Annotated in this window: 17 protein-coding genes and 2 pseudogenes; 13 read left to right on the forward strand and 6 right to left on the reverse strand. The window is 72.1% G+C overall.

The features are described 5' to 3' along the window. Positions 1 to 299 precede the first annotated feature (299 nt). On the forward strand, positions 300 to 548 hold the full coding sequence (locus AB0M99_RS35975) for a hypothetical protein (protein WP_365928170.1): 249 nt from the start codon (positions 300 to 302) through the stop codon (positions 546 to 548). Positions 549 to 567: 19 nt separating this feature from the next. Here the strand turns inward: AB0M99_RS35975 and AB0M99_RS35980 are convergent, their stop codons facing one another. Further along, entirely contained in the window at positions 568 to 1,188 is a 621-nt protein-coding gene (locus AB0M99_RS35980) for a TetR/AcrR family transcriptional regulator (protein ID WP_365928172.1), read from the reverse strand. Between the two features lie 94 nt (positions 1,189 to 1,282). On the opposite strand from AB0M99_RS35980, the gene AB0M99_RS35985 reads away from it, so the two are divergent. Continuing rightward, positions 1,283 to 1,651 (forward strand): aldo/keto reductase, encoded by a 369-nt coding sequence (locus AB0M99_RS35985; protein WP_365928174.1) that lies wholly within the window; start codon positions 1,283 to 1,285, stop codon positions 1,649 to 1,651. A gap of 30 nt (positions 1,652 to 1,681) precedes the next feature. Here the strand turns inward: AB0M99_RS35985 and AB0M99_RS35990 are convergent, their stop codons facing one another. Together AB0M99_RS35990 and AB0M99_RS35995 are read right to left on the reverse strand one after the other, a co-directional pair. After that, positions 1,682 to 2,047 carry a hypothetical protein gene (locus tag AB0M99_RS35990; protein ID WP_365928176.1) on the reverse strand — a complete coding sequence of 122 codons (366 nt, stop codon included), beginning with the start codon at positions 2,045 to 2,047 and terminating at the stop codon, positions 1,682 to 1,684. A gap of 105 nt (positions 2,048 to 2,152) precedes the next feature. After that, positions 2,153 to 3,883 (reverse strand): hypothetical protein, encoded by a 1,731-nt coding sequence (locus AB0M99_RS35995; RefSeq protein WP_365928178.1) that lies wholly within the window; start codon positions 3,881 to 3,883, stop codon positions 2,153 to 2,155. A 106-nt stretch (positions 3,884 to 3,989) separates the two neighbouring features. Here AB0M99_RS35995 and AB0M99_RS36000 point away from each other — a divergent pair, with 106 nt between their 5' ends. The 4 genes and pseudogenes from AB0M99_RS36000 (at position 3,990) to AB0M99_RS36015 (ending at position 6,274) form a co-directional block, all read left to right on the forward strand. Next, positions 3,990 to 4,295 carry a hypothetical protein gene (locus AB0M99_RS36000; protein ID WP_365928180.1) on the forward strand — a complete coding sequence of 102 codons (306 nt, stop codon included), beginning with the start codon at positions 3,990 to 3,992 and terminating at the stop codon, positions 4,293 to 4,295. Positions 4,296 to 4,375: 80 nt separating this feature from the next. Next, positions 4,376 to 4,489, forward strand: a pseudogene (locus AB0M99_RS36005) (DNA-binding response regulator); the annotation flags it as partial. A gap of 208 nt (positions 4,490 to 4,697) precedes the next feature. Next, positions 4,698 to 5,708, forward strand: coding sequence for an alpha/beta hydrolase (locus tag AB0M99_RS36010; protein WP_365928182.1), 1,011 nt, complete (start codon positions 4,698 to 4,700; stop codon positions 5,706 to 5,708). A 50-nt stretch (positions 5,709 to 5,758) separates the two neighbouring features. After that, entirely contained in the window at positions 5,759 to 6,274 is a 516-nt protein-coding gene (locus AB0M99_RS36015) for a GNAT family N-acetyltransferase (RefSeq protein WP_365928184.1), read from the forward strand. A gap of 4 nt (positions 6,275 to 6,278) precedes the next feature. Here AB0M99_RS36015 and AB0M99_RS36020 read toward each other — a convergent pair whose 3' ends face one another. Together AB0M99_RS36020 and AB0M99_RS36025 are read right to left on the reverse strand one after the other, a co-directional pair. After that, on the reverse strand, positions 6,279 to 9,362 hold the full coding sequence (locus tag AB0M99_RS36020; protein ID WP_365928186.1) for an ATP-binding protein: 3,084 nt from the start codon (positions 9,360 to 9,362) through the stop codon (positions 6,279 to 6,281). A gap of 84 nt (positions 9,363 to 9,446) precedes the next feature. Beyond that, positions 9,447 to 10,502, reverse strand: coding sequence for a helix-turn-helix domain-containing protein (locus AB0M99_RS36025; protein ID WP_365928188.1), 1,056 nt, complete (start codon positions 10,500 to 10,502; stop codon positions 9,447 to 9,449). 268 nt (positions 10,503 to 10,770) lie between these two features. On the opposite strand from AB0M99_RS36025, the pseudogene AB0M99_RS36030 reads away from it, so the two are divergent. From AB0M99_RS36030 to AB0M99_RS36045, 4 genes and pseudogenes are all read left to right on the forward strand, one after another. Next, a pseudogene (locus AB0M99_RS36030) lies at positions 10,771 to 10,989 on the forward strand (GNAT family N-acetyltransferase); the annotation flags it as partial. A 110-nt stretch (positions 10,990 to 11,099) separates the two neighbouring features. Continuing rightward, positions 11,100 to 11,762: an SAVMC3_10250 family protein gene (locus AB0M99_RS36035; RefSeq protein WP_365928190.1), complete on the forward strand. Its 663-nt coding sequence runs from the start codon at positions 11,100 to 11,102 to the stop codon at positions 11,760 to 11,762. Continuing rightward, entirely contained in the window at positions 11,763 to 13,787 is a 2,025-nt protein-coding gene (locus tag AB0M99_RS36040; RefSeq protein WP_365928192.1) for a HEAT repeat domain-containing protein, read from the forward strand. Positions 13,788 to 14,159: 372 nt separating this feature from the next. Continuing rightward, positions 14,160 to 14,729 carry an erythromycin esterase family protein gene (locus AB0M99_RS36045; RefSeq protein WP_365928194.1) on the forward strand — a complete coding sequence of 190 codons (570 nt, stop codon included), beginning with the start codon at positions 14,160 to 14,162 and terminating at the stop codon, positions 14,727 to 14,729. 54 nt (positions 14,730 to 14,783) lie between these two features. Here the strand turns inward: AB0M99_RS36045 and AB0M99_RS36050 are convergent, their stop codons facing one another. Further along, positions 14,784 to 16,391, reverse strand: coding sequence for an alpha/beta hydrolase (locus tag AB0M99_RS36050; RefSeq protein ID WP_365928196.1), 1,608 nt, complete (start codon positions 16,389 to 16,391; stop codon positions 14,784 to 14,786). A 448-nt stretch (positions 16,392 to 16,839) separates the two neighbouring features. On the opposite strand from AB0M99_RS36050, the gene AB0M99_RS36055 reads away from it, so the two are divergent. The 3 genes from AB0M99_RS36055 to AB0M99_RS36065 all read left to right on the forward strand — a co-directional run. Continuing rightward, positions 16,840 to 17,358, forward strand: a complete 519-nt coding sequence (locus AB0M99_RS36055) for a hypothetical protein (RefSeq protein ID WP_365928198.1) — start codon at positions 16,840 to 16,842, stop codon at positions 17,356 to 17,358. A gap of 82 nt (positions 17,359 to 17,440) precedes the next feature. Then, a complete protein-coding gene (locus AB0M99_RS36060; RefSeq protein ID WP_365928200.1) occupies positions 17,441 to 18,283 on the forward strand; it encodes a DUF4097 family beta strand repeat-containing protein in 843 nt (280 codons plus the stop codon). Between the two features lie 63 nt (positions 18,284 to 18,346). After that, the coding region (locus AB0M99_RS36065; protein ID WP_365928202.1) for an ATP-binding cassette domain-containing protein at positions 18,347 to 18,592 on the forward strand (246 nt) is incomplete at its 3' end.

An 18,592-nucleotide genomic window follows, 5' to 3' on the forward strand; every position in this document is an offset into this window, starting at 1 on the left:
TCCCCTCGCGAAACCACTTGTACGCGGTTTGAGGGTGGATGCCTTGCACTCGCGCCCACTCGGTCAGATTCACCTCGTGAACGTATCACTCAATCCCTCGAACACTCACTCAATCGACCTTGATGACGCCCAGTTGAGAACCCCTCGTGGACCACCGCTCCCGAGCGGTCCTCGTACAGAACATCTGAGACCTGGACCGGTCCGCGCGTGCCGTCGGGACCGAGGAGAAGTCCTTCCGGACGCAGCTCGACCCGGGCACCATCGGCCTGGGCCGCGCCACGTCCTCCTGCCCGGCCAGCGTGTGCCTCCTGACGAATACGGCGGCCCACCACTTCGGGCTGGGTGTGATCGTCGTCAACGGCTGGATCCTGACGAACCCGTCGTTCTCGGGCTACGCGGCCATACAGGCCTACCTGCCGTCGGAGAGGCTCTCGATCTCCGTCACCGTGACGAAGGGCCCCAAGAGCCCCGACGTCAACTCGGCCCAGACCATCGCCGAACGCATCTCCGCGGCCCTCGCCCCCGGACACGAGCTCAAGATGCGCTGACGGCGACCGGCTCGCACCGTCAGGCGTACGCGCCTGCGCGGGCCGCGGTCGCGGCGGCGGTCGCGGCGCGTTCCGCGGCCTTGGTGTCGAGCGGGGCGTCCGTGGTCAGGAGCCGGTAGTACAGCGGAGCCGAGACGGCGCGGATCACCTCCTCGGCATCGGTGCCCTCCGGGAGCTCGCCGCGCGCGACGGCCTGGTGGACGCAGGGCGCCCACTCCGCGACGCGCACCTCGTAGAAGCGGTGCAGGGCCTCGGCGGTCCTGTCGTCCGTGGTGGCTGCGGCCAGCACCGCCTTGAAGAGCGCGCCCTGGCGCGGATCCGCCAGCGTGCGCCGGACCAGTTCGGCATTGGCCCGCAGGTCTTCCAGGAGCGAGCCCGTCTCGACCCGCGGCAGGGACTGCTCCGCCATGTCGCCCAGGAGGTCGGCGACCAGGCCGGCGGCGGTGCCCCAACGCCGGTACACCGTGGTCTTGCCGACCCCGGAGCGCCGGGCCACCTCGGCCAGGTCCAGCTGGTGGAAGCCGTGGTCGGCCAGCAGGTCCCCGGCCGCCTCCAGGACGGCCGCGCGCACGCGGGCGGTACGGCCTCCGGGCCGGACGGTGCCCGGCTCCGAGGTGCTCTCGTCACCCTGAACAGTCATAACGGGACTCCGGTTCCATTAATGCCTCGCGCTTGCTACGGTAGGGCCAGCTTAACGGTTCCACGGTTCCATTAGTGCTCTGGAGGGTTTCGTCATGGAATACAGGCAGCTCGGCACGTCCGGCCTCAAGGTCCCCGCCCTGAGCTTCGGCGCCGGCACCTTCGGCGGCCAGGGACCGCTGTTCGGCGCCTGGGGCACCACGGACGCCCAAGAGGCCCGCCGCCTCGTGGACATCTGCTTGGAGGCGGGCATCACGATGTTCGACACCGCCGACGTCTACTCGGCCGGGGCCTCGGAGGAACAACTGCGGCAGAACATCGGCGCGATCGGCTGGACCCTGGATCCCGAAATGGTGGCCCGCCTCGACGCCGCGAGCCACCGGCCGGCACCGTACCCGTACTTCCCCTACGAGCGGCAGGAGGCCTTCGCCCGCCTCAACCCGCCGATGATCCCGGCGCCCTGACCATCGGGCCGTTGCGGCCGCAGGGCCGGGCTAGGGTCCCTCGTCGTACGTCCCCGCCTCGACTTCCAGGGCGAGCTGCTGGAGGACTTCGAGCGAGGAGACGTCCGACCGTCCGCCGTCGTGCGCCATGGCCAGACTGGTGAAGGCGAGGCTGAACCCGGAGACCATGGCGTGGAGGGCGGGGCCGAGTGCCTCCGCCACCAGGCGGGCCACCTCCTGCGGGGAGGATTCGGCGGGCACCCTGATCGACGGCAGCATCTCGTTCAGCAGTTGGGTGACCACCCCCGCTTCGGCGTCAGGACGGTCGTCGTCCTCGCCGGCCTCCATCGCCCGACGGATCTCCTGGGCCTCGGTGAGGATGCCGATGACTCGCTTCAGAACCTCTGCGCGTTCCATCCCCGGAGGGTAGCCCCACGCGGGGGGACCGCACCGGGGAACGGAACGCCCGCCGGCCGGCCCGGGTACTCCGGGCCGGCCGGTCGGACGGAGGTTCGGACGCGACTACGCGGTCGGGCGGCGACGGCGGCCGGTACCCGCCACGAGGGCCGCACCCATGGCGAGGGCCACACCGGAGGCGCCGAGGGCCCAGCTCGTGGCCGGGTCGGCGCCGGTAGTGGCCAGCTGGCCGCCGGCGGGGGCGGCGGCGTTGCCGCCGGTGCCGACCGGCTTGGCGCCGCCGTCCGGGGTGGGCTGGTTGCCGCCGGAGTTGTGGTTGCCCCCGTTGCCCCCGTTGCCCGTGCCGTTGTCGGTTCCGGTACCGCCGCCCGTGTTCGCGGTGCGGACCGACGTGGACTTGACGACCATGTCCGACTCGACCGGCAGTTGCGCGCCCTCGGTCTGCGCGTACAAGATGAGATGGATCTGGTTGTTCGGGGCGTCGGCCGCGGCCCGGACCCGGAGCTGGATGTCGAACTTCGCGTTCTTGCCGACGGCCCAGTCGAAGAAGGCGCTGGGGACGTCGTCCCATTCGCCGCGGTCCTGCTCGAAGGGGACCCAGGCCGTGCCGTTCCAGAGCTCGATGTCGAAGTGCTCTGCCTTCATCCCGTTGATCGGGCCGTTGGGGAACAGGAAGAAGAAGAAACTGTACGTGTCGATCGCCTCCTTGCCGGAGTTGTCGACGTGCAGCGCCAGTTCCTGCCAGTCGCCGCCCGCCACGAAGCCGCCCTGGGGCAGACCGTCGAGCCCGAGCTTCGGGCCCTGGCGGGCCTCCTGGTCGGCCGCGGTCAGCACGGTGCTGTGCTTGACGCGCGGCGCGCTGCCGCCCTCCGCCGTGGTGTCCAGGGACAGGCGCGTGGCCGGGGCGCCCTTGGCGAACTTCATCCGGAGCTTGAGGTCGAAGACCTCGTTCCGCTCGATGTCGACCTCGGCGAGCGAGAAGCTCCAGGCCTCCTCCGAGCCGTAGGCCTCGACGTCGTGCCAGCCCCAGGAGCCCGAGGCGTCCGGCGCGTACACCTCCAGCTTGGCGTCGCCGTCCTTGAAGCCGGTGGTGTCGAGCGTCCACATGGCCATCTCGAGGCTGTAGTTGTTGATGGCGCCGCGGTTCGAGTTGTCGACGTGCAGCGAGAACTCGCGCCAGTCGGACCCGGCCGTGAAGCCCGACTCCGGTAGGCCGCCGAGGGTCAGCTTCGGAACGCTCGCCGTGACCCCGCCCCCACCGCCCGTCTGGTCGTGCGTGACCTTCGAGGCGTACGGGGCCGCCTTCGAGTCGGTGTCCCGGTGGTCCGTGCCGCGCACGTGGATCTTGATGTCCGTCGCGGGCGCCTCGGCCTTGGCGCGCATCCGCACCTTGAGGTCGGTGACCGAGCCGGCGCCGTAGCCGAGGCCCGGGGTCAGGTCGTACAGCGGCGCGCCCGGGCCCGGCTTCGGCATCGGTGCCGCGTTGTGCCAGGAGCCGGAGCGGAAGACCTCGACGTCGAAGTGCGAGTCCTTGAGGTTGCTGCCGGTGACGCCGAGTTCGAGGGCGAAGTCGTCGACCGACGGGAGGCCGCTGTTGTCCACCTTGAGCGAGAACTCGCTCCAGTCGCCGCCGGCGGCGAAGCCGGCCGACGGCAGGTTCGCGAGCGTGAGCCCGGGACCCTGGGGCAGCTGCTGGCCGGTATCGCCCTGCGGAGCCGCGTCCGGCGTGGTCACCGACGGGTTCTTGACCTCATCGGCCATCGCCGGGGTGGCCATCAGGACGGTCGGCCCGACCACGGCGGCGGCGGCCATGACCGCGATGTGCTTGAACTTCACTGTGAATCCCCCTCTGTGCGGCCCACCGCACGCACGTGCGCGTGGAACCGCCCCCCAAAAAAGCTGTTTTGAACACGCTCAGGACAACTGGGTGTGATCGCCGGGTGTGATCGGGGGGCGCCGGGGCGCCGCCGAATCCTTCGGCTCCGTCCACGCCGTCGCGGGCGTCGACCTCGATGTCCGGCGCGGCGAGACCGTCGCCCTGCTCGGCATCGGCAACGGCTACCGACTCCCCGGCTGGATGTGCTCCCTCGCCGAGCTCACCCCCACGCGCCGCTTCGCCGAGATCGGCCAGTCCTTCGCCACCGGCGCCGCCCCGGGCCTGGCCGCCTTCGTGGTGGTCGCCGTATGGGTCCTGCTGTTCGGCTCGTACGGGGTGCTCTCGTACCGTCGGTCCGCGAGGGCGGCATGAGCCACGGAACGGGGAACGGGCATGCGGGATAGGCGGGTTGGGTGGAGAACTGTACGGGAGTGCACCCACAAGGACGATGGCCGGTGGAGGAACCGGCCGCCGCGATCCGCCGGGTGCTGGCCGGGGAGACCGTGATCGACCCCTCGCTCGCGGCCGCCGCGCTCAGCGCCGGGCCCAGCCCGCTATCCGCACGCGTGGAGGCCTGGCCACGGGCAGTTCCTCGCCCCGAAGGCTGGATAGAATGGTCCAGACCTTCTAGGGTGAGTGTTCGTCAGATTCTTCTGAAAACGGTCGCCTTGGGGTGGTTGATGGTCACGCGCAGGTCCCTCCTGGTCTTCGCCGGATCGAGCGCCGGGGCGGTCGCCCTGCCCCCACCTCCCCGCCCCCACCTCCCCGCGGCCGGTGGGCACCGTCGACCTGCACCTGGTCGACCACGACCGCGACGACCCGCTCGCGCCGGACCGCAGGCCGCGCGAACTCATGGTGCAGCTCTGGTACCCGGCGCTCACCACCGCCGGCCACTGCCGGGCCCCCTACACCACGAGCCGGGTCGCCGCCGCCCTGGAGGCGGGGCTGCCGCTCAAGCCGGGCACCCTGGGTGCCGTACGCCCCCACGCCAGGACCGGCGCCCCGGCCGTGCCCGGGGCGCTGCCGCTGGTGCTCCTCGGGCACGGGCGCAAGGGCGGTCGCAGCAACTGCACCGCCCTGGCCGAGGAACTCGCCTCGTACGGCTATCTCGTCGCGGCCATCGACCACACCTATGACGCGGCGGTCGTGGAGTTCCCCGACGGCCGGGCCGTACACAGCGTGCTGCCCGAGGAGTCGGACGACTGGGACCGCCAGGAGCGGCTGGAGATCGCCGCGCGGGTCGGCGACCTCCGGTTCGTCGCCACGACCCTGACCCGCCGGCGGGGGTCGCCCTGCGCGGACCCCCGCCGGATCGGCGTCGTCGGACATTCCATGGGCGGAGCCGCCGCCGCGGAACTCCTGCGGGTGGACGGCCGCTTCGCCGTCGGAGTCAACCTCGACGGGGCCCTGTTCGGCTCGTCGGTGCCCGACCTCGGGCTGGACCGTCCGTACCTCCTGCTCACCGCGCTGGAGGACCACGACACCTGGCGGCGCTGGCGCGAGCACCAGCGCGGCTGGGGCCGCCAGCTGCGGGCCCGCGACACCGGGCACCTCACCTTCACCGACCTGCCGCACTTCGCCGTTGCCGGCGGCCTGGGGGAGTCCTGGCCGCCCGACCTGTACGCGGAACTGCTCGGGACCCTGGCCCCGGCCCGCTCGACCGAGCTGATCCGCACCTACACCCGCCTGTGCTTCGACCGGTTCCTCAAGGGCCGGCCGTCCCCGCTGCTGGACGGCCCCTCTGCGCGCTACCCGGAACTGGACTTCCGCTGGGCTCGCGGCTGACGGAGCAAAAGGAGTTCGTCCTTCGGTGTCCGTGCTCCTATGGTGGCCCGATGTGGCAGGTACAGGAGATGAACGAAGCTGACATCGAGGCCGTCTCGGCGATCCGCGTACGGGGCTGGCAGTCCGCGTACGCCGGCATCGTTCCCCAGACGTACCTGGATGCGATGACGGTCGACAGCGACGCGAGCCGCCGCCGGGAGTGGTTCGGCGACCCGCACCGGCAGTCGGCGGACCTCGTCGCCCACGACGCGGGCGGCCCCGCGGGATGGATCAGCTACGGGCCGTGCCGGGACGAGGTGCCGGGCACGGGCCGAGCGGGTGAGGTCTACGCCCTCTACGTCCGCCCGGACGTGATCGGCCGTGGCGCGGGCCGGGCCCTCCTCACCGCGGCTCACGCACGCATGCGGGACCAGGGCTTCGAGCGGCTGGTCCTGTGGGTCCTGCGCGACAACCATCGGGCCCGCCGCTTCTACGAACGGGCCGGCTACCGGGCCGACGGCGCAGCCCAGGACGACGTCTACGACGGCCGGACGCTCACCGAGCTCCGCTACCGCCGCCGGCTATGACCCGTCAGGCAGCGGGCGGGTCCGGCAGTTCCGCCAGCAGGGGCTCGTACGCCTCGTTCTCGGCGCGCGCGTCGATCAGGGCGTGCGCACGGTCCACCCAGTCCTGCGGCACGGGACGGCCGGCCAGCTCCCACTGGTTCAGCACGGCCGCCAGATAGCGCTTGATGAAATCGGTGGCGTCCGGGTCGAAGGAGTGCAGCGCCGCCTTCACCGCGTCCCGGTGCGTCGTGGAGAAATCCCCGGCAGCGCTCCACAGACGTATCAGCAGCCGCGCGGCCGAAACCATCTCGCCGCCCGGCCGGGCTGCCACGTAGCTCGTGAGCGCAAGGCTGAGGCCGTACTCGTCCAGGGACTGGGCCATGTGCAGCAGCGCGTCGGTGCCCGTCTCGCACCGCAGGTAGGCGTGGCGCGCCACCATGTGCGGGCTGGTGTAGAGCCAGCCGACATAGCGCCGACCCTCGCTCTCGGGCCCCTGGCCGTACACCCAGTACGGGTCCACGACCCGCGGGTTCTCCGCGCTGTAGACGGGAGGCCAGGCCCAGGTCTCCACGTCCTGGTCGGTGGCCCACCGGAGCGTGATGCCGCGCTCCTCCCCGGTCCAGGTCCGCTCCAGGTACACCCAGCCCGCGAAGGTCTGCCAGTCCTCCGCGGGCAGCTGGGACTCCAGCAGCAGTGCCGTCTTGCGCCATGCGCCGACCGGGTTCTGCGTGGTGGGGAACAACTCCTGCCCCGTCACTTCCCCCGCCAGGATCAGCAGCAGGAGCAGCAGGTGGGCCTGGTAGAAGGCAGGGGCGGCCGTGGTGGGGCGATGAGCGGGCCGGTAGGAGTCGTAGGAGGAGGCCGGCCGGGCCTCCAGGGATTCGTGGAAGAGCCGCAGGAGCAGTTTGCCCAGGTCGTCCAGGTCCCGCTCCGGCAGCCGCCGCAACACCTCGGTCAGGAACTCCACCACCGGCTGGCGCCACGCGCACGCGGCGAAGGACAGCAGGGCGTACAGGAACGAGTCGTCGGTGGGCGGGCGCCGGGCCCGGCCGGCCTCGGCCCGGTCGACCTTCAGCAGGTCCCGCAGTTCGTGCGCGAGGAGCCGGGCCACCAGGAACTCGCCGAACGTCGCGTGCAGGAACTCGTACGAGTGCAGCCGTCCGGCGTCGCGGAACGCCTGCGCCTGGTGGACGAAGAAGAACCGGCCGATGGTCGTCTGCGCCCGGGTCAGCCTGGCCCGCAGCCCGGTGGAGGCGGCTTCCTGGTGCGGCAGCAGCGCCTTCAGGTCCTCCTCCAGTTCCTCCTCGGTGATCCACTGCCGGGCCCGGTTGAACATCCCGAAGGCTGCTACGGCGAGCCGCAGCAGCTCGTACTCGACGGCCTGCGCCACACCCTCCTCGGGCAGCCGCGTGTCGTGCTTGAGGACCTCCCGGCGGGCGAACCTGACGAGCAGCCGCTCGTACAGCTCGTAGCCGGCGAGTGTGCCGGCCTCCTGCTGGTAGGCGTTGTCCTGGGCGTCGTACAGGGCGAGCAGCAGCAGGAGGAGGGGCTGGCTCGCGAGGTCGGGCTGGGCGAGGGCCTGCTCGGGGTCGAGGGGGAGCAGGCCGTGCCGGCCGAAGTGGTCGGCGTTCGTACGGTTCCACGTGTCCAGCCACTGCCCGGTCTGTGCGGGGCTGAAGGGTTCGAGGCGCAGCGCGATCCCGCCGGGGGTCAGGCGCGCCCGGTCCGCGACGACGGTGCGGCTGGTCACGATGACGGCGAGGGGCCGGCCGAGTGCGGCCTCGCGCTGCTGGAAGGCGGCCACCCGCTCCAGGTAGTCCGACTGGTGTGCGCCGGTCGCCTGGAGCAGCTCGTCGAATCCGTCGAGGAGGACGACCGGCAGGGCGGGGCCGGCGGCGCGCACGACGCCCGCCCAGTCGATGGTCCGCTCGCCGGTGGCCTGCCGAATCGCCACTTCGATCTGGTCCTGCACGTCCGCGTCGGCGGGCACGTCCCGCAGCGGGACCCGCGCCACCAGGAAGTCCTCGGCGGGGAGCCGGGCCGCGAGGACCTTGGTCAGGAGCGACTTGCCCGAGCCGGGCAGCCCCAGCAGCAGGATCGGCACCTCGACCGCCTTGGGCGCGGTGAGGAAGCCCTCCAGGAACGTGTCCAGGCCGTGCCGGACCTCCTGTTCCTGCCACCACCACTCGCTGGTCAGCCGGTCCGCCGCCCCGAACCCTCCCACCCGGAAGTCGGCGCTCACGTACGCCTCGCGCAGGGTCGGGATCGTCATGCCCTCGGTGATGTCCTGCGCCCCCAGCACCGGTGCGTCGAGGGGCAGGATCCCGGCACGCCGCAGGGGGGTCAGGCGGTCGGCCGGAAGGTCCCCCGCCACGAGCCGCGTGACCGTCTCCTCCAGGCGCCGGACCGCGACCCGGGTCGCCTGGTGGTCGACCCGGTCGGCCCAGATCCCCACGTCCGGGAAGTCCACGGCCAGTTGGCGGAACATCTCCTCGTAGCAGGTCAACGCGGTGTGCGGGACGCGCTCGCAGAGGACGGTGCGGACCTGTTCGCGCGCTTCGGACGTGAGCCGGTCCCACACCGCCAGGCCCGAGACGTAGGCCTCCATGTGCCCGGACATGGCGACGTAGAACCCGCGCAGCGCGGTCAGGGTCGCCTCGTACGGTTCGTGCGGCGAGGGCAGGGGGAGCTGCGAGCGCAGGAGGTGTTCTGCGACGGCGGCGAGGCGGCGGGACTCGGGTGCGTCGCCGGTGGCGAGCCGGACGGAGTCGGTCCGGGTCGTGGCGAGTTCCCGAACGTCGAAGGGGAGCTGCGCCTGCGCCATCGCATCGCCGTAGGCGGCCACGACGATGACCGCGTGGGCGGCAGCCAGCCGTTCGGTACGCTCGAACCGGCCGAGGCCCTGGATGCGCTCCCGCGTGCCCGACACCAATTGGCGGCTGAGCTGGGCGAGTTGGGCGTCGGCGCCGACGAGCGAGAGAAGCAGTTCGGGCGCGGGACCGACGGCGGTCGTCAGGGCGCCTCCCACGGCTCGGTCCAGCGCGTCGACGACCGGCCCGTTCCCCCCGAGCAGTCGTACGGCATCGGCGTAACGCAGCGGTCCCGGCATCCACCGCACCCCCTCGGAAGCCAGAATGCCCTCCTTGGACGCCTTGTGGAACCGTGTTGTCGTCCGAACCCGCGGGGCGCGCGGCTACTTGGCGTCGGGGTGGCCGGTGCGGCGCAGGGCGGCGGGTGTGGTGCCGTACCAGCGTCGGACGGCGCGGCGCAGGGCGCGGGCGTCGGCGTAGCCGCTTCGGGCGGCTATCGAGTCGATGCTGAGGCCGGTGCTGCGGAGGAGCCGCGTGATGTGGGCCCGGCGAAGGGTTTCGAGCTCGCTGCTCCAGGTGGTGCCGTGTTCGTCGAGGCGGCGCTGGAGGGTTCGCGTGCTGAGGGCCATGCGCCGCGCTACGGCGGACAGCGTGGGCGCGGCCTCGGCTTCGGCCTCGGTGTGGGCGGAGGCCAGGGCGGTGCGGAAGAGGTCCAGCCAGTCGTGCAGCGGGATCGCGGTGGCGAGCGTCTGCTCGGCGTGTCTTCGAAGCACGGCCGACAGGCCGGGCTGGGCGTGTGGCGTCGGGGTGTTCAGGTCGGAGGCGAGGAAGGTGAGCGAGCTGACTGGGGCTTCGAACTCGATGGCGCGGGTGCCGTAGAGCTCGGTGAGAGCGTGGTGCCGGCGGGGTGCTTCGGCGGCCAGGGTGACGCGGACGGGAACGAGGCGCCGTTGCGCGGCCCCGCTGAGCCGGTGCCGGTACACGCCGAGCGCGCAGGCGCGGACGGCGCACGCCGCCTCGTAGGCCAGATCGGCCTCGTTGAGGTGGCTGACGGTGACGTGTTCGCCGTCCTCGTCGATCCGGAGCGTGTCCGTGCCGGTGTCCACGACGGTGCCGAGGTACGTGGAGGCGTCCCGGATCCCTTCGAGCGGAGTCGGCGCGGAGGTGATGAGGTAGTCCCAGACTCCGAGGCTGCCGATCCCCGACTGCTGCGTCATCACCAGGGACACGTCGGTCCAGGGGGCGTGCACGGTCGCCAGTTCCGCGATGCGGATGCTCGTCAGGGCAGGGGGACGGCACAGGTCGTCGTCGAGGTGCTCGGGCGCCAGACCCAGCAGGTGCGCGTATCCGCGCGGGGGTATGCCGAGCAGACGTGCGGCATTGACGTTCAGGCGGGTGAGGGCGGAGGAGGTCGTCCCCCGGTGTGCATGCGAGACCACGGGGGCCGAGCATAGACCAGCGTGAATTTCCAGGTCCGCGCCGGAGTTCGGAGCCCGCTGTCCCCAACATGGCGCGGTGGGTCCCCCCGTGGCGCGTTCGGCCCCCTTGCTGGCGCGTGCTGCCCTCTGCCGGTGACCGTCCCGGCCGTAGCGTGGTGATCGTTCCCGCACGGCGCGGACGGCGCCGGCTGCGGGTGCGGAGTACGGGAGTGCCGGCCGGCTCGGACTCCCCCACGGGGGTGGGGGGTCCGGGAGCCGGTGAGACTGTGCACGCGGCCACGGGATCGGCGCACTGCTGATGGCGCAGGCCGTCCGGGAGGCACGAGGTCTGGGCCTGCACCCGGTGCTCGATGTCGTCGCTTCCGACACCGCGGCGGCAGCACTGTACGAGCGCCTGGGCCGGGAACTGCTCGGCGGCGCCGAACAGCGGTGGAGCCCGGACCAGATCGTGGCCATCCGCTGCTGCGCAGCGCCCAGAGTCCTCTGACTCCACGGATTCACGCGTAGGCGCCGTGTACGGGAACGTTTCGGCGGGGCATCCCTCGGTCATGGGGAGCCTGTTCTCCGGAAGATGCTGCGTGGAAGGGTTGGGCCGAGGTGCGCTACTACGTCTATGTGTCCCGCGCGAAGATCGACATGATGTTCGAGCAGATTCCGCGGAAGCTGCTTCCCCGGCTGGTGACCGAGGCGAGGGCCGATCTGAAGATCGTCAGCGTCGCGGTGCAGCAGCCGCGCGACGAACCGACCCTCTACGACCGGCTCAACGCGGTGGAGGACCACCTGGACCGCGAGTACGACATCGGCTGGATGACGGAGCCCGCCTTCTGGTTCCGCGGCGAGTCGGCGCTGCGGATCGCGGCGGCCGGCGACGCGAGCAGCCCCGTGCTCATGACGGGCAGGGAAGGCGACCTGGTGGTCGCGCTCATCGGGTCGGCGCATCACCTGGTGGGCCGGGAAGCACCCGCGTCAGAACTGGGACGAGTGGGCCACTCCTGGCTGCCTTCGCTGTACGGGCTGCTGGAAGAGGCCCGGACCGACACCGAGTTCGTGGACGTGGACGCGGAAGGCCGCGACGACCGGGGGACGTTGCGCGACGTCCTGACGTTCTCCGGGCGAGCGACCGGCCCCGCCACGTGGTGCGAGTTCCTGGCACGACAGCTGATGCGCGGCACCGTCACCGGTCCGGACGGCCGGCCCCGGCAGGTGGTCATCGCCACCCCGCTCTACGTGGCGATGTCCGACGAGCTCCAGGGAGCCTGAATGCTCGGGATGCCCCACAAGGGCGCTGCCCGGCTGCGCATCGAGGGCGACGTCGAGGCACTTGCACGGCTCGTGCTGCACCCGGACGGCACCCCGGCGGCGCAGGCCGCGGCACTGCTTGCCGACATCGGCGGCCGGCCCGCTTCGGACGCCCTGCTGCGCTGCGCGCAACGGCACGAAGAGCTCTGCCGCATCGAGAGCTACGACGACGAACGGCTCTGGCCGCTGCTGGAAGCCGTCCGCGGGCTCGGGCGGTTGCGCGAGGACCGCGCGGTTCCGCTCCTGCTGCGGCTGCTGGAGGGCGGGACGAGGATTCCCTCGTACCTCACCTACCGTCTTGAGATCACGGTGATCCGGGCGCTGATCGACATCGGGGCGCCGCGGGGCACGGGCCTGGTGCTGGCGCGGCTGGCCGAGAACCCCGAGAGCGCCGACATCGCGCTCTTGGGCGAACTCAAGGGCCCCGAGGCCAGGGCCGCCGTCGTTCCGGTGCTGGCCTCGTTGTGGAACCTGCTGCCCGGGCACGGAGTGCCGGCAGTGCGCGTACTCGGTGGGTTTCGCGATGCGCGGACGGCGCCGGCCCTGTTGTATCTCGCAGGCTCCACGGGATCGTCGCCGGAACTCCGCCGCGGCGCGCTCGAAGCGCTCATGGAACTCCCGGAGGTGCCCTGGGACACGCCGCGGCGCGTACGGAACGCCACGGACGCGCTCTGGCGCCTGGTACGGCACCCCGACCGGGAGACCGCCCGGCTGGCCGCCGAGGTGCAGGCACGCACCGCGGACGGTCGTACGAGCCTGATCGGCCACATCCGCCACGTGCGCAGCGGTCACGACGCGCCGGTGGGGGAGTCGTCTCCGTTCGAGACGGCGTGCATCGCGGCCTGCACGGTCGTCCGGGACAAGCCGGGCCCGTTCCGGGGAGCGGACCTGCAACCGGTGCTCCGTCGCGTGCTGCTCGCCGGGGCGACGCCCCGGTCCGTACGCCAATTGGCAGCCGAGGCTCTTGGAGCACTGGGCGGGGAGGCCGCGGCCGAGGCCCTGCTGGACGCTCTGGGGGACGACCGGATCGCCGATGCCGTTGCCGCGGCGTTCACCCGGCTGCCCCGGCCACCCGTACGGCAGTTGCTGGAACTGCTCACCGACGCCGCCGCCGACGGGGCCGTGGCCGGGGCCGGGCGCAGCAGGGGCGCGGCAGTGGCGCTCGGGCTCCTGAGGTGTGCCGAGGCCGGCCCGCTCCTGCTGGACCGCCTGGATCCGGAAGGTCCGCGGCGGCTGCGCGCCGCAGCCGCGGACGCACTGGGTCTGATCGGGCACCGGCCTGCGGCCGGGCCGCTCGGGGCGCTGGTCACCGACCGGGCGGAGGCCTCGAGCCTCCAGGCGCGCGCCGTACGGGCAGTGGGCCTGATCGGCGCACCGGAGTCGCTCTCGGTACTGCTGGCGGCGGCAGGCTCGCCCTCCGAGGCGGTGCGCATGAGGGCTGCGGAAGCCCTGGGCGGCTTCTCCACCGCTGAGGCCGTTGGACGGCTCGGAGCGCTGGCGAGGGAGGAAGGAGCCGACATCGCACGGGCGGCGCTCCGGTCCCTGGGCCGGATCGGGACCCCTGCCGTCCCGATACTGTCCGAGCTGATCGGGTACGCGCCCGAGTGGCCGGCGCCGATGCAGCGGACGCTGGTCGAGGCACTCGCGCAATGCCCGGGCTCGGAGACCACCGCGGCGCTCGGCCGCCTGGTCGACGGGCCCTTCGGCGAGGAAGTCCGGGTCGGCGCGGTGCAGGCGCTCGGCAACGGACGTGACCCGCGGAGCGTCGCCCCGCTGATCCGGTTCCTGGACGATCCGCGCACCCAGTACTTCTATCGCGGGCTCGCGGTGCGCGCCCTCGCGAGGCTCGACGACGAGGCGGCCGTCCAGCGGGTGGTCGCCTACTTCGAGGACCAGAGGTCCTACACGGCCGGCAGCTACCGGCATCAGGCCCGCGAGGCCCTCGGCCTCATCGCGGCGCGCCGCGGCGGTCACACTCGCCCGTAGTGCTGTGACCGGTGGCTGACCACCCTGGCGTGGAGGGGTTTTCCCCCCCCGGTCGAGTCGGAGGAGGACCCCAGCGCGACCGCTCCCGTCCCGGGTCATGATCGTTTCACCGCAGCGGAACACCGGACCGAGGAGTGATCAGCGTGACCGCGCACCAGCAGACGATCGGCCGACGGAGGCTTCTCGCCGCGATGGCCGGGCTCGCGGCCACGGCCCTGCCGGTCCAGGCAGCCTCCGCCAGACCCACCACGCCCACCACGCCTGCCACATCCGCCGCCGCGCTCCACGCGCTGGAGCGCGCCGCCCACCCGCTGCGGTCGACCGAGCCCGGCGGCCGGAGCACCGACCTGCGGGCCCTGGGAGCCATGATCGGTGACGCCGGGGTCGTCGGACTGGGAGACCTTCGCCTTCCTGTCCCTCGACCTGTCCGATCCGGAGTCGGTGGCCGCCGCGGAGCACCTTCGCGACCGGGTCATGGCCGACAACACCATCTGGTGGCACCGCCGTACCGGCGACAAGATGCTGCTGTCGGCGCACAACGGCCACGTGGGCTACCTCTCCACCGACCCCGTCATGTACCCCACGACGCAGGGCGTCTTCCTGCGCAACGCCCTCGGCCCGGGCTACGCCGCCATCGGCTTCACCTTCAACCGGGGGGCCTTCCTCACCGCGACCACGTTCGGCGGTGCGTGGGACAAGGTCACCGTCCCCGCGGCCACCCCCGACATGCACGAGTACACCCTCGACCGGGTCCGCCACCGCGACTACTACCTCGACCTGCGCACCCTGCCGGTGGCGGGCCGCACTTGGCTGAACACCCCGCGCCCCGTCTACGACGCCGGCTCGTCCTTCAAGAAGGACCCGCTCCCCACGCTCGCTATCAGCCAGGCCTACGACATCCTCATCCACCTCGACGAGGTCCGTGAAGCCACCAAACTCTGAACGGGTCACGGGTCACGGGTCACGGGTCACGGGTCACGGGTCACGGATCAGCGGTCAGCGCAGGGCAGGGATCACATCGCGTGTCTCGTCGACCTCGACGCCCGCGGTGCGGCGGCCGAGCGCGCCGGGGGGCGTCTCGTCCGCGCAGACGGTGCCCGGTGCGGGCAGCGCCAGGGTGGCGAGGTACTCCGTGACCAGGGCGCTGACGCACGCGCTCCGGTTGTAGGCGGTGTGACCTTCACCGGCGAAGGTCAGCAGCCGTCCGTTGTCCAGGGTCCCGGCGAGGGCCACCGCGTCCTGGTACGGGGTGTCCGGGTCCCCGGTCGTACCGAGCACCAGGATCGGAGCGGATCCGGCCGCCCGGTAGGAGCCCTCGAACCGGCTCGGACGTTCGGCCGGCCACTGGGCGCAGGTGGGCGCGTGGTTGTGGTCGTAGGTCGGCGGCCCGAGGCCGATGGGGGGTCCCAGCAGTGGCGCGGCGGCGACGTGGGCGCTGACCAGCGCACCCAGCAGCAGGGGGCTGGACGGGTAGACGCGGTCGGCACACTCGACGGCCAGGTTGACGTTGAGGAAGTCGAAGGACGCGGGGGAGGGCGGGGACAGCAGGAACGTGCTCTGGCGCGCCTGCGCCGCCCGCAGGGCCTGTCCGAGGTCGGGCCAGATCTCCTTGCCCGCGTTGATGTTGAACATCAGGCGGTAGGCAAGGGTGTAGCCGGTGGCCGGGCGTCCGCTCGCGGTGATGACGGGGTCGGCGTCCAGCGCCCGCTTGAGCTGCTCGAAGGCCTGGCGCGGCCGGCCTTCGCCGAACCCGCAGGTGGTGGCGTTCTGTGCGCACCAGTCCAGGAAGCGGCCGACCGACGCGTCCAGGGCGACGAACTGCGCGGCGTCGTAGGCGTACGGCACGTCGGCGTAGCGGCGCGGATCGTAGGCCCCGTCCAGGACCATGGCGCGGACGCGCCGGGGGAACTGGGCGGCGTAGACGGTGCCGACGTAGCTGCCGAAGGAACGGCCGTAGAAGGTGAGCGTCTCCTCGCCGAGGGCTTGGCGCAGCAGGTCGATGTCCTTGGCGTTCGAGCCGGTGCCGATGAACGGCACGAGGTCACCGGAGCGTTCCTGGCAGGCGGTGGCGAAGTCGAGGCCCTGCCGGACGGCGCTCTGCAGGGCGCCCGGACCGGGTACGCCGCGTGCGGCGTCGACGGCGGCGGAGTACTCCGTGTCGTTCCAGCACTCCACTTGGCCGCTGCGGGCCACGCCGCGCATGTCGTAGCCGACGACGTCGAAGGCGTCACGGAGGGGGGCGGGCAGCGCGTCGTAGCTGTTGCGGGCGAAGTTCACGCCGGAGTTGCCGGGTCCCCCGGGGTGCAGCAGCAGGACTCCGGTACGGCGGGCAGGGTCGGCCGCGAGCCGCCGGGTGACGGCGAGCGGGATCGTACGCCCGGTGGGCCGGCGGTAGTCCAGCGGTACCCGGGCCGTCGCGCACTCGAAGCCCTCCCCGGGGTCGGCACAGGGGCCCCAGGTCAGGACGGGGACGGGCGGGGTGGGAAGGGCAGTCGCCGTGGCGGCCCCGGGCGCGGTCCCGAGGAGTGCGGTGACCGCGATCAGGACGAGGCTGATCGCCCACACCAGTCGCTTGCGAGGGTCATCGGCTAAACGGGTCTGCATGCGGTGATCCTCCGTCATGGGTGGTGGGGGACGGGCGACAACGTAGTCGCAGGCGCGCCCCGTGTCGCCCACCAGGAGTTGACTCCTCCCTACCCCCATCGGGTGACCCGCCCTACCCCCAGCGTTCTACCCTCGGCCCAACCGCCGCCCCGCTCCGGCCCCGGCGTCGCCGATGTCCACTACGGCGAGACGGAGATGCGCTCGCGGTGACCGCACCGGTGCTTCGCGCGGCGAACGCCGCCCTGCGCCGTGGTGTCACGTGGCGCCGTCCGGTGCCAAAGTGGCACCCATCCGTGTTCCAGAGGTGCGTGAGCCGCGCATGGCGTCACATTGATTCACGTTGCCCAGCCCGCGTTTCCGCAGGTCAGAGGCTTGATTGCCTGACGCGCGCCACGTGGGGCACCGTCGAGGCTTGCGGATGGCGCCACTGTGGTGCCATCATGGCGTCATGGACCTCACCCCGTACGTCGACACCCTCCACCGCGAGCTCGCGGTGGCCGCTGAAGCGGGCGGGGAAGATGCCCGCCGACTGGCCGAGCGGCTCACCGCCCCGCTGGAGTCGGCGACCCGACTGACCATGCTCAATGTGCTCTCCGCCGCCATGGACGAGATCACCCGCGAGCTCGCCCCCGGATCGGTCGACGTACGGCTGCGCGGGCTCGACCCCGACTTCGTGGTGACGCTGCCGCCCGCCGATGGTGGTGGCGCCATGGAGCCGGTCGCGCTCGGTTCCCCGCTCCACGCTCACGTGCCCGCCGACACCGACGAGGGCGGCACCGCCCGCGTCAATCTGCGCCTGCCGGCCCACCTCAAGGCGCGAGCCGAGGAGGCCGCGAGCCGCGAGGGTCTGTCGGTCAACGCGTGGCTGGTCCGGGCCGTGTCGGCCGCGGTCGACGGCGGCGCCCGGCCCCGTACGGCGGAGAAGGCCCAGACGCTCGGGCAGAGCTTCACGGGATGGGTGCGCTAGCCGCAACCGCTCCGGCACCACTTCACCCACACCGCGTCCCACCAGCAGGGACGTCCTGAAGACCCAAGAGGACGGGACAGCCATGCCTTCTTTCGACACTCCCGAACCGATCTCGGCCACGGCGCGCGTGGACGCCGGTTCCATCCAGTTCACCGCAGGCGACCGCCTGGACACCGTGGTCGAGGTGCGGCCCCGCGACCCGAAGAAGGACCTGGACGTACGGACCGCCGAGCAGACCGAGGTCACGTACGCGGCCGGTCTCCTGACCGTCAGGACGCCGAAGTCCAACATGTTCGGCCGCACGGGGGTCGTCGACGTGACGGTCGAACTGCCCACGGGCTCGGGGATCGACATGACGGGCGCCTGGGTCCAGGTGCTCGGCGAGGGCCGACTGGGCGAGGTCAGGGTCAAGACCTCGTCCGGCGACGTCCGCCTCGACACGACGGGCCCGCTCAAGCTGACCGCCTCCCACGGCTCGATCACCGTCGACCGGATCGAAGGCGCGGCCGAGATCACCACCAGCTCCGGCAGCCTGCGCGTCGGCACCGTCGACGGCGCCGCCGTCCTGAAGAACTCGCACGGCACCACGACCGTCGGCGCCGCGACCGGTGACCTGCAGGTCAGCGGCGCCAATGGCGACATCGACATCGCCCGCGCCGAGCGCTCGGTCACCGCCACCACCGCCCACGGCACCCTGCGCGTCGCCGAAGTCGCCCGTGGCACCGTCCAGTTGGATACTTCTTACGGCGCCATCGAGGTCGGCATCCGCGGGGGTATCGCCGCCTGGCTCGACGTCAGCTCGGGCTCCGGCCAGGTGCGCAACACGCTCGCCACGTCCGAGACCCCCGAGGGGACCGAGGACACCGTCAAGATCCGCGCCCGCACCCGGTACGGCAACATCGACGTCCGCCGGACCCGGGCCTGAGCGGCACGTCCTCGGGCGGCCCCACCCCCAAACCACCGCATCAGCCTTCGATTGGAGGGCCCCATGCCTTCTTCTGTCATGCCCACGCCAAGGAAGCCCAACGGTCGCTCGGCGCCCCTCGCCGTCACCGCCGTCGGTCTGCGCAAGTCGTACGGGGACAAGACCGTGCTGAACGGCGTGGATCTACGTATCCCCGCCGGGTCCGTGTTCGCGCTGCTCGGCCCGAACGGGGCCGGCAAGACCACCGCCGTCAAGATCCTCTCCACCCTGATCACCGCCGATGCCGGCGAACTGACGGTCGCGGGCCAC

It is taken from the genome of Streptomyces sp. NPDC051183 (assembly GCF_040682455.1).
In the GTDB taxonomy this organism is placed as follows: Bacteria; Actinomycetota; Actinomycetes; order Streptomycetales; family Streptomycetaceae; genus Streptomyces.

What these genes read in the sequence shown, in the direction of transcription:
- AB0M99_RS35980 (WP_365928172.1), bottom strand. Translation starts at nt 1,188, where the DNA reads ATGACTGTTCAGGGTGACGAGAGCACCTCGGAGCCGGGCACCGTCCGG.
- AB0M99_RS35985 (WP_365928174.1), top strand. Translation starts at nt 1,283, where the DNA reads ATGGAATACAGGCAGCTCGGCACGTCCGGCCTCAAGGTCCCCGCCCTG.
- AB0M99_RS35990 (WP_365928176.1), bottom strand. Translation starts at nt 2,047, where the DNA reads ATGGAACGCGCAGAGGTTCTGAAGCGAGTCATCGGCATCCTCACCGAG.
- AB0M99_RS36015 (WP_365928184.1), top strand. Translation starts at nt 5,759, where the DNA reads ATGTGGCAGGTACAGGAGATGAACGAAGCTGACATCGAGGCCGTCTCG.
- AB0M99_RS36020 (WP_365928186.1), bottom strand. Translation starts at nt 9,362, where the DNA reads ATGCCGGGACCGCTGCGTTACGCCGATGCCGTACGACTGCTCGGGGGG.
- AB0M99_RS36040 (WP_365928192.1), top strand. Translation starts at nt 11,763, where the DNA reads ATGCTCGGGATGCCCCACAAGGGCGCTGCCCGGCTGCGCATCGAGGGC.
- AB0M99_RS36050 (WP_365928196.1), bottom strand. Translation starts at nt 16,391, where the DNA reads ATGCAGACCCGTTTAGCCGATGACCCTCGCAAGCGACTGGTGTGGGCG.
- AB0M99_RS36055 (WP_365928198.1), top strand. Translation starts at nt 16,840, where the DNA reads ATGGACCTCACCCCGTACGTCGACACCCTCCACCGCGAGCTCGCGGTG.
- AB0M99_RS36060 (WP_365928200.1), top strand. Translation starts at nt 17,441, where the DNA reads ATGCCTTCTTTCGACACTCCCGAACCGATCTCGGCCACGGCGCGCGTG.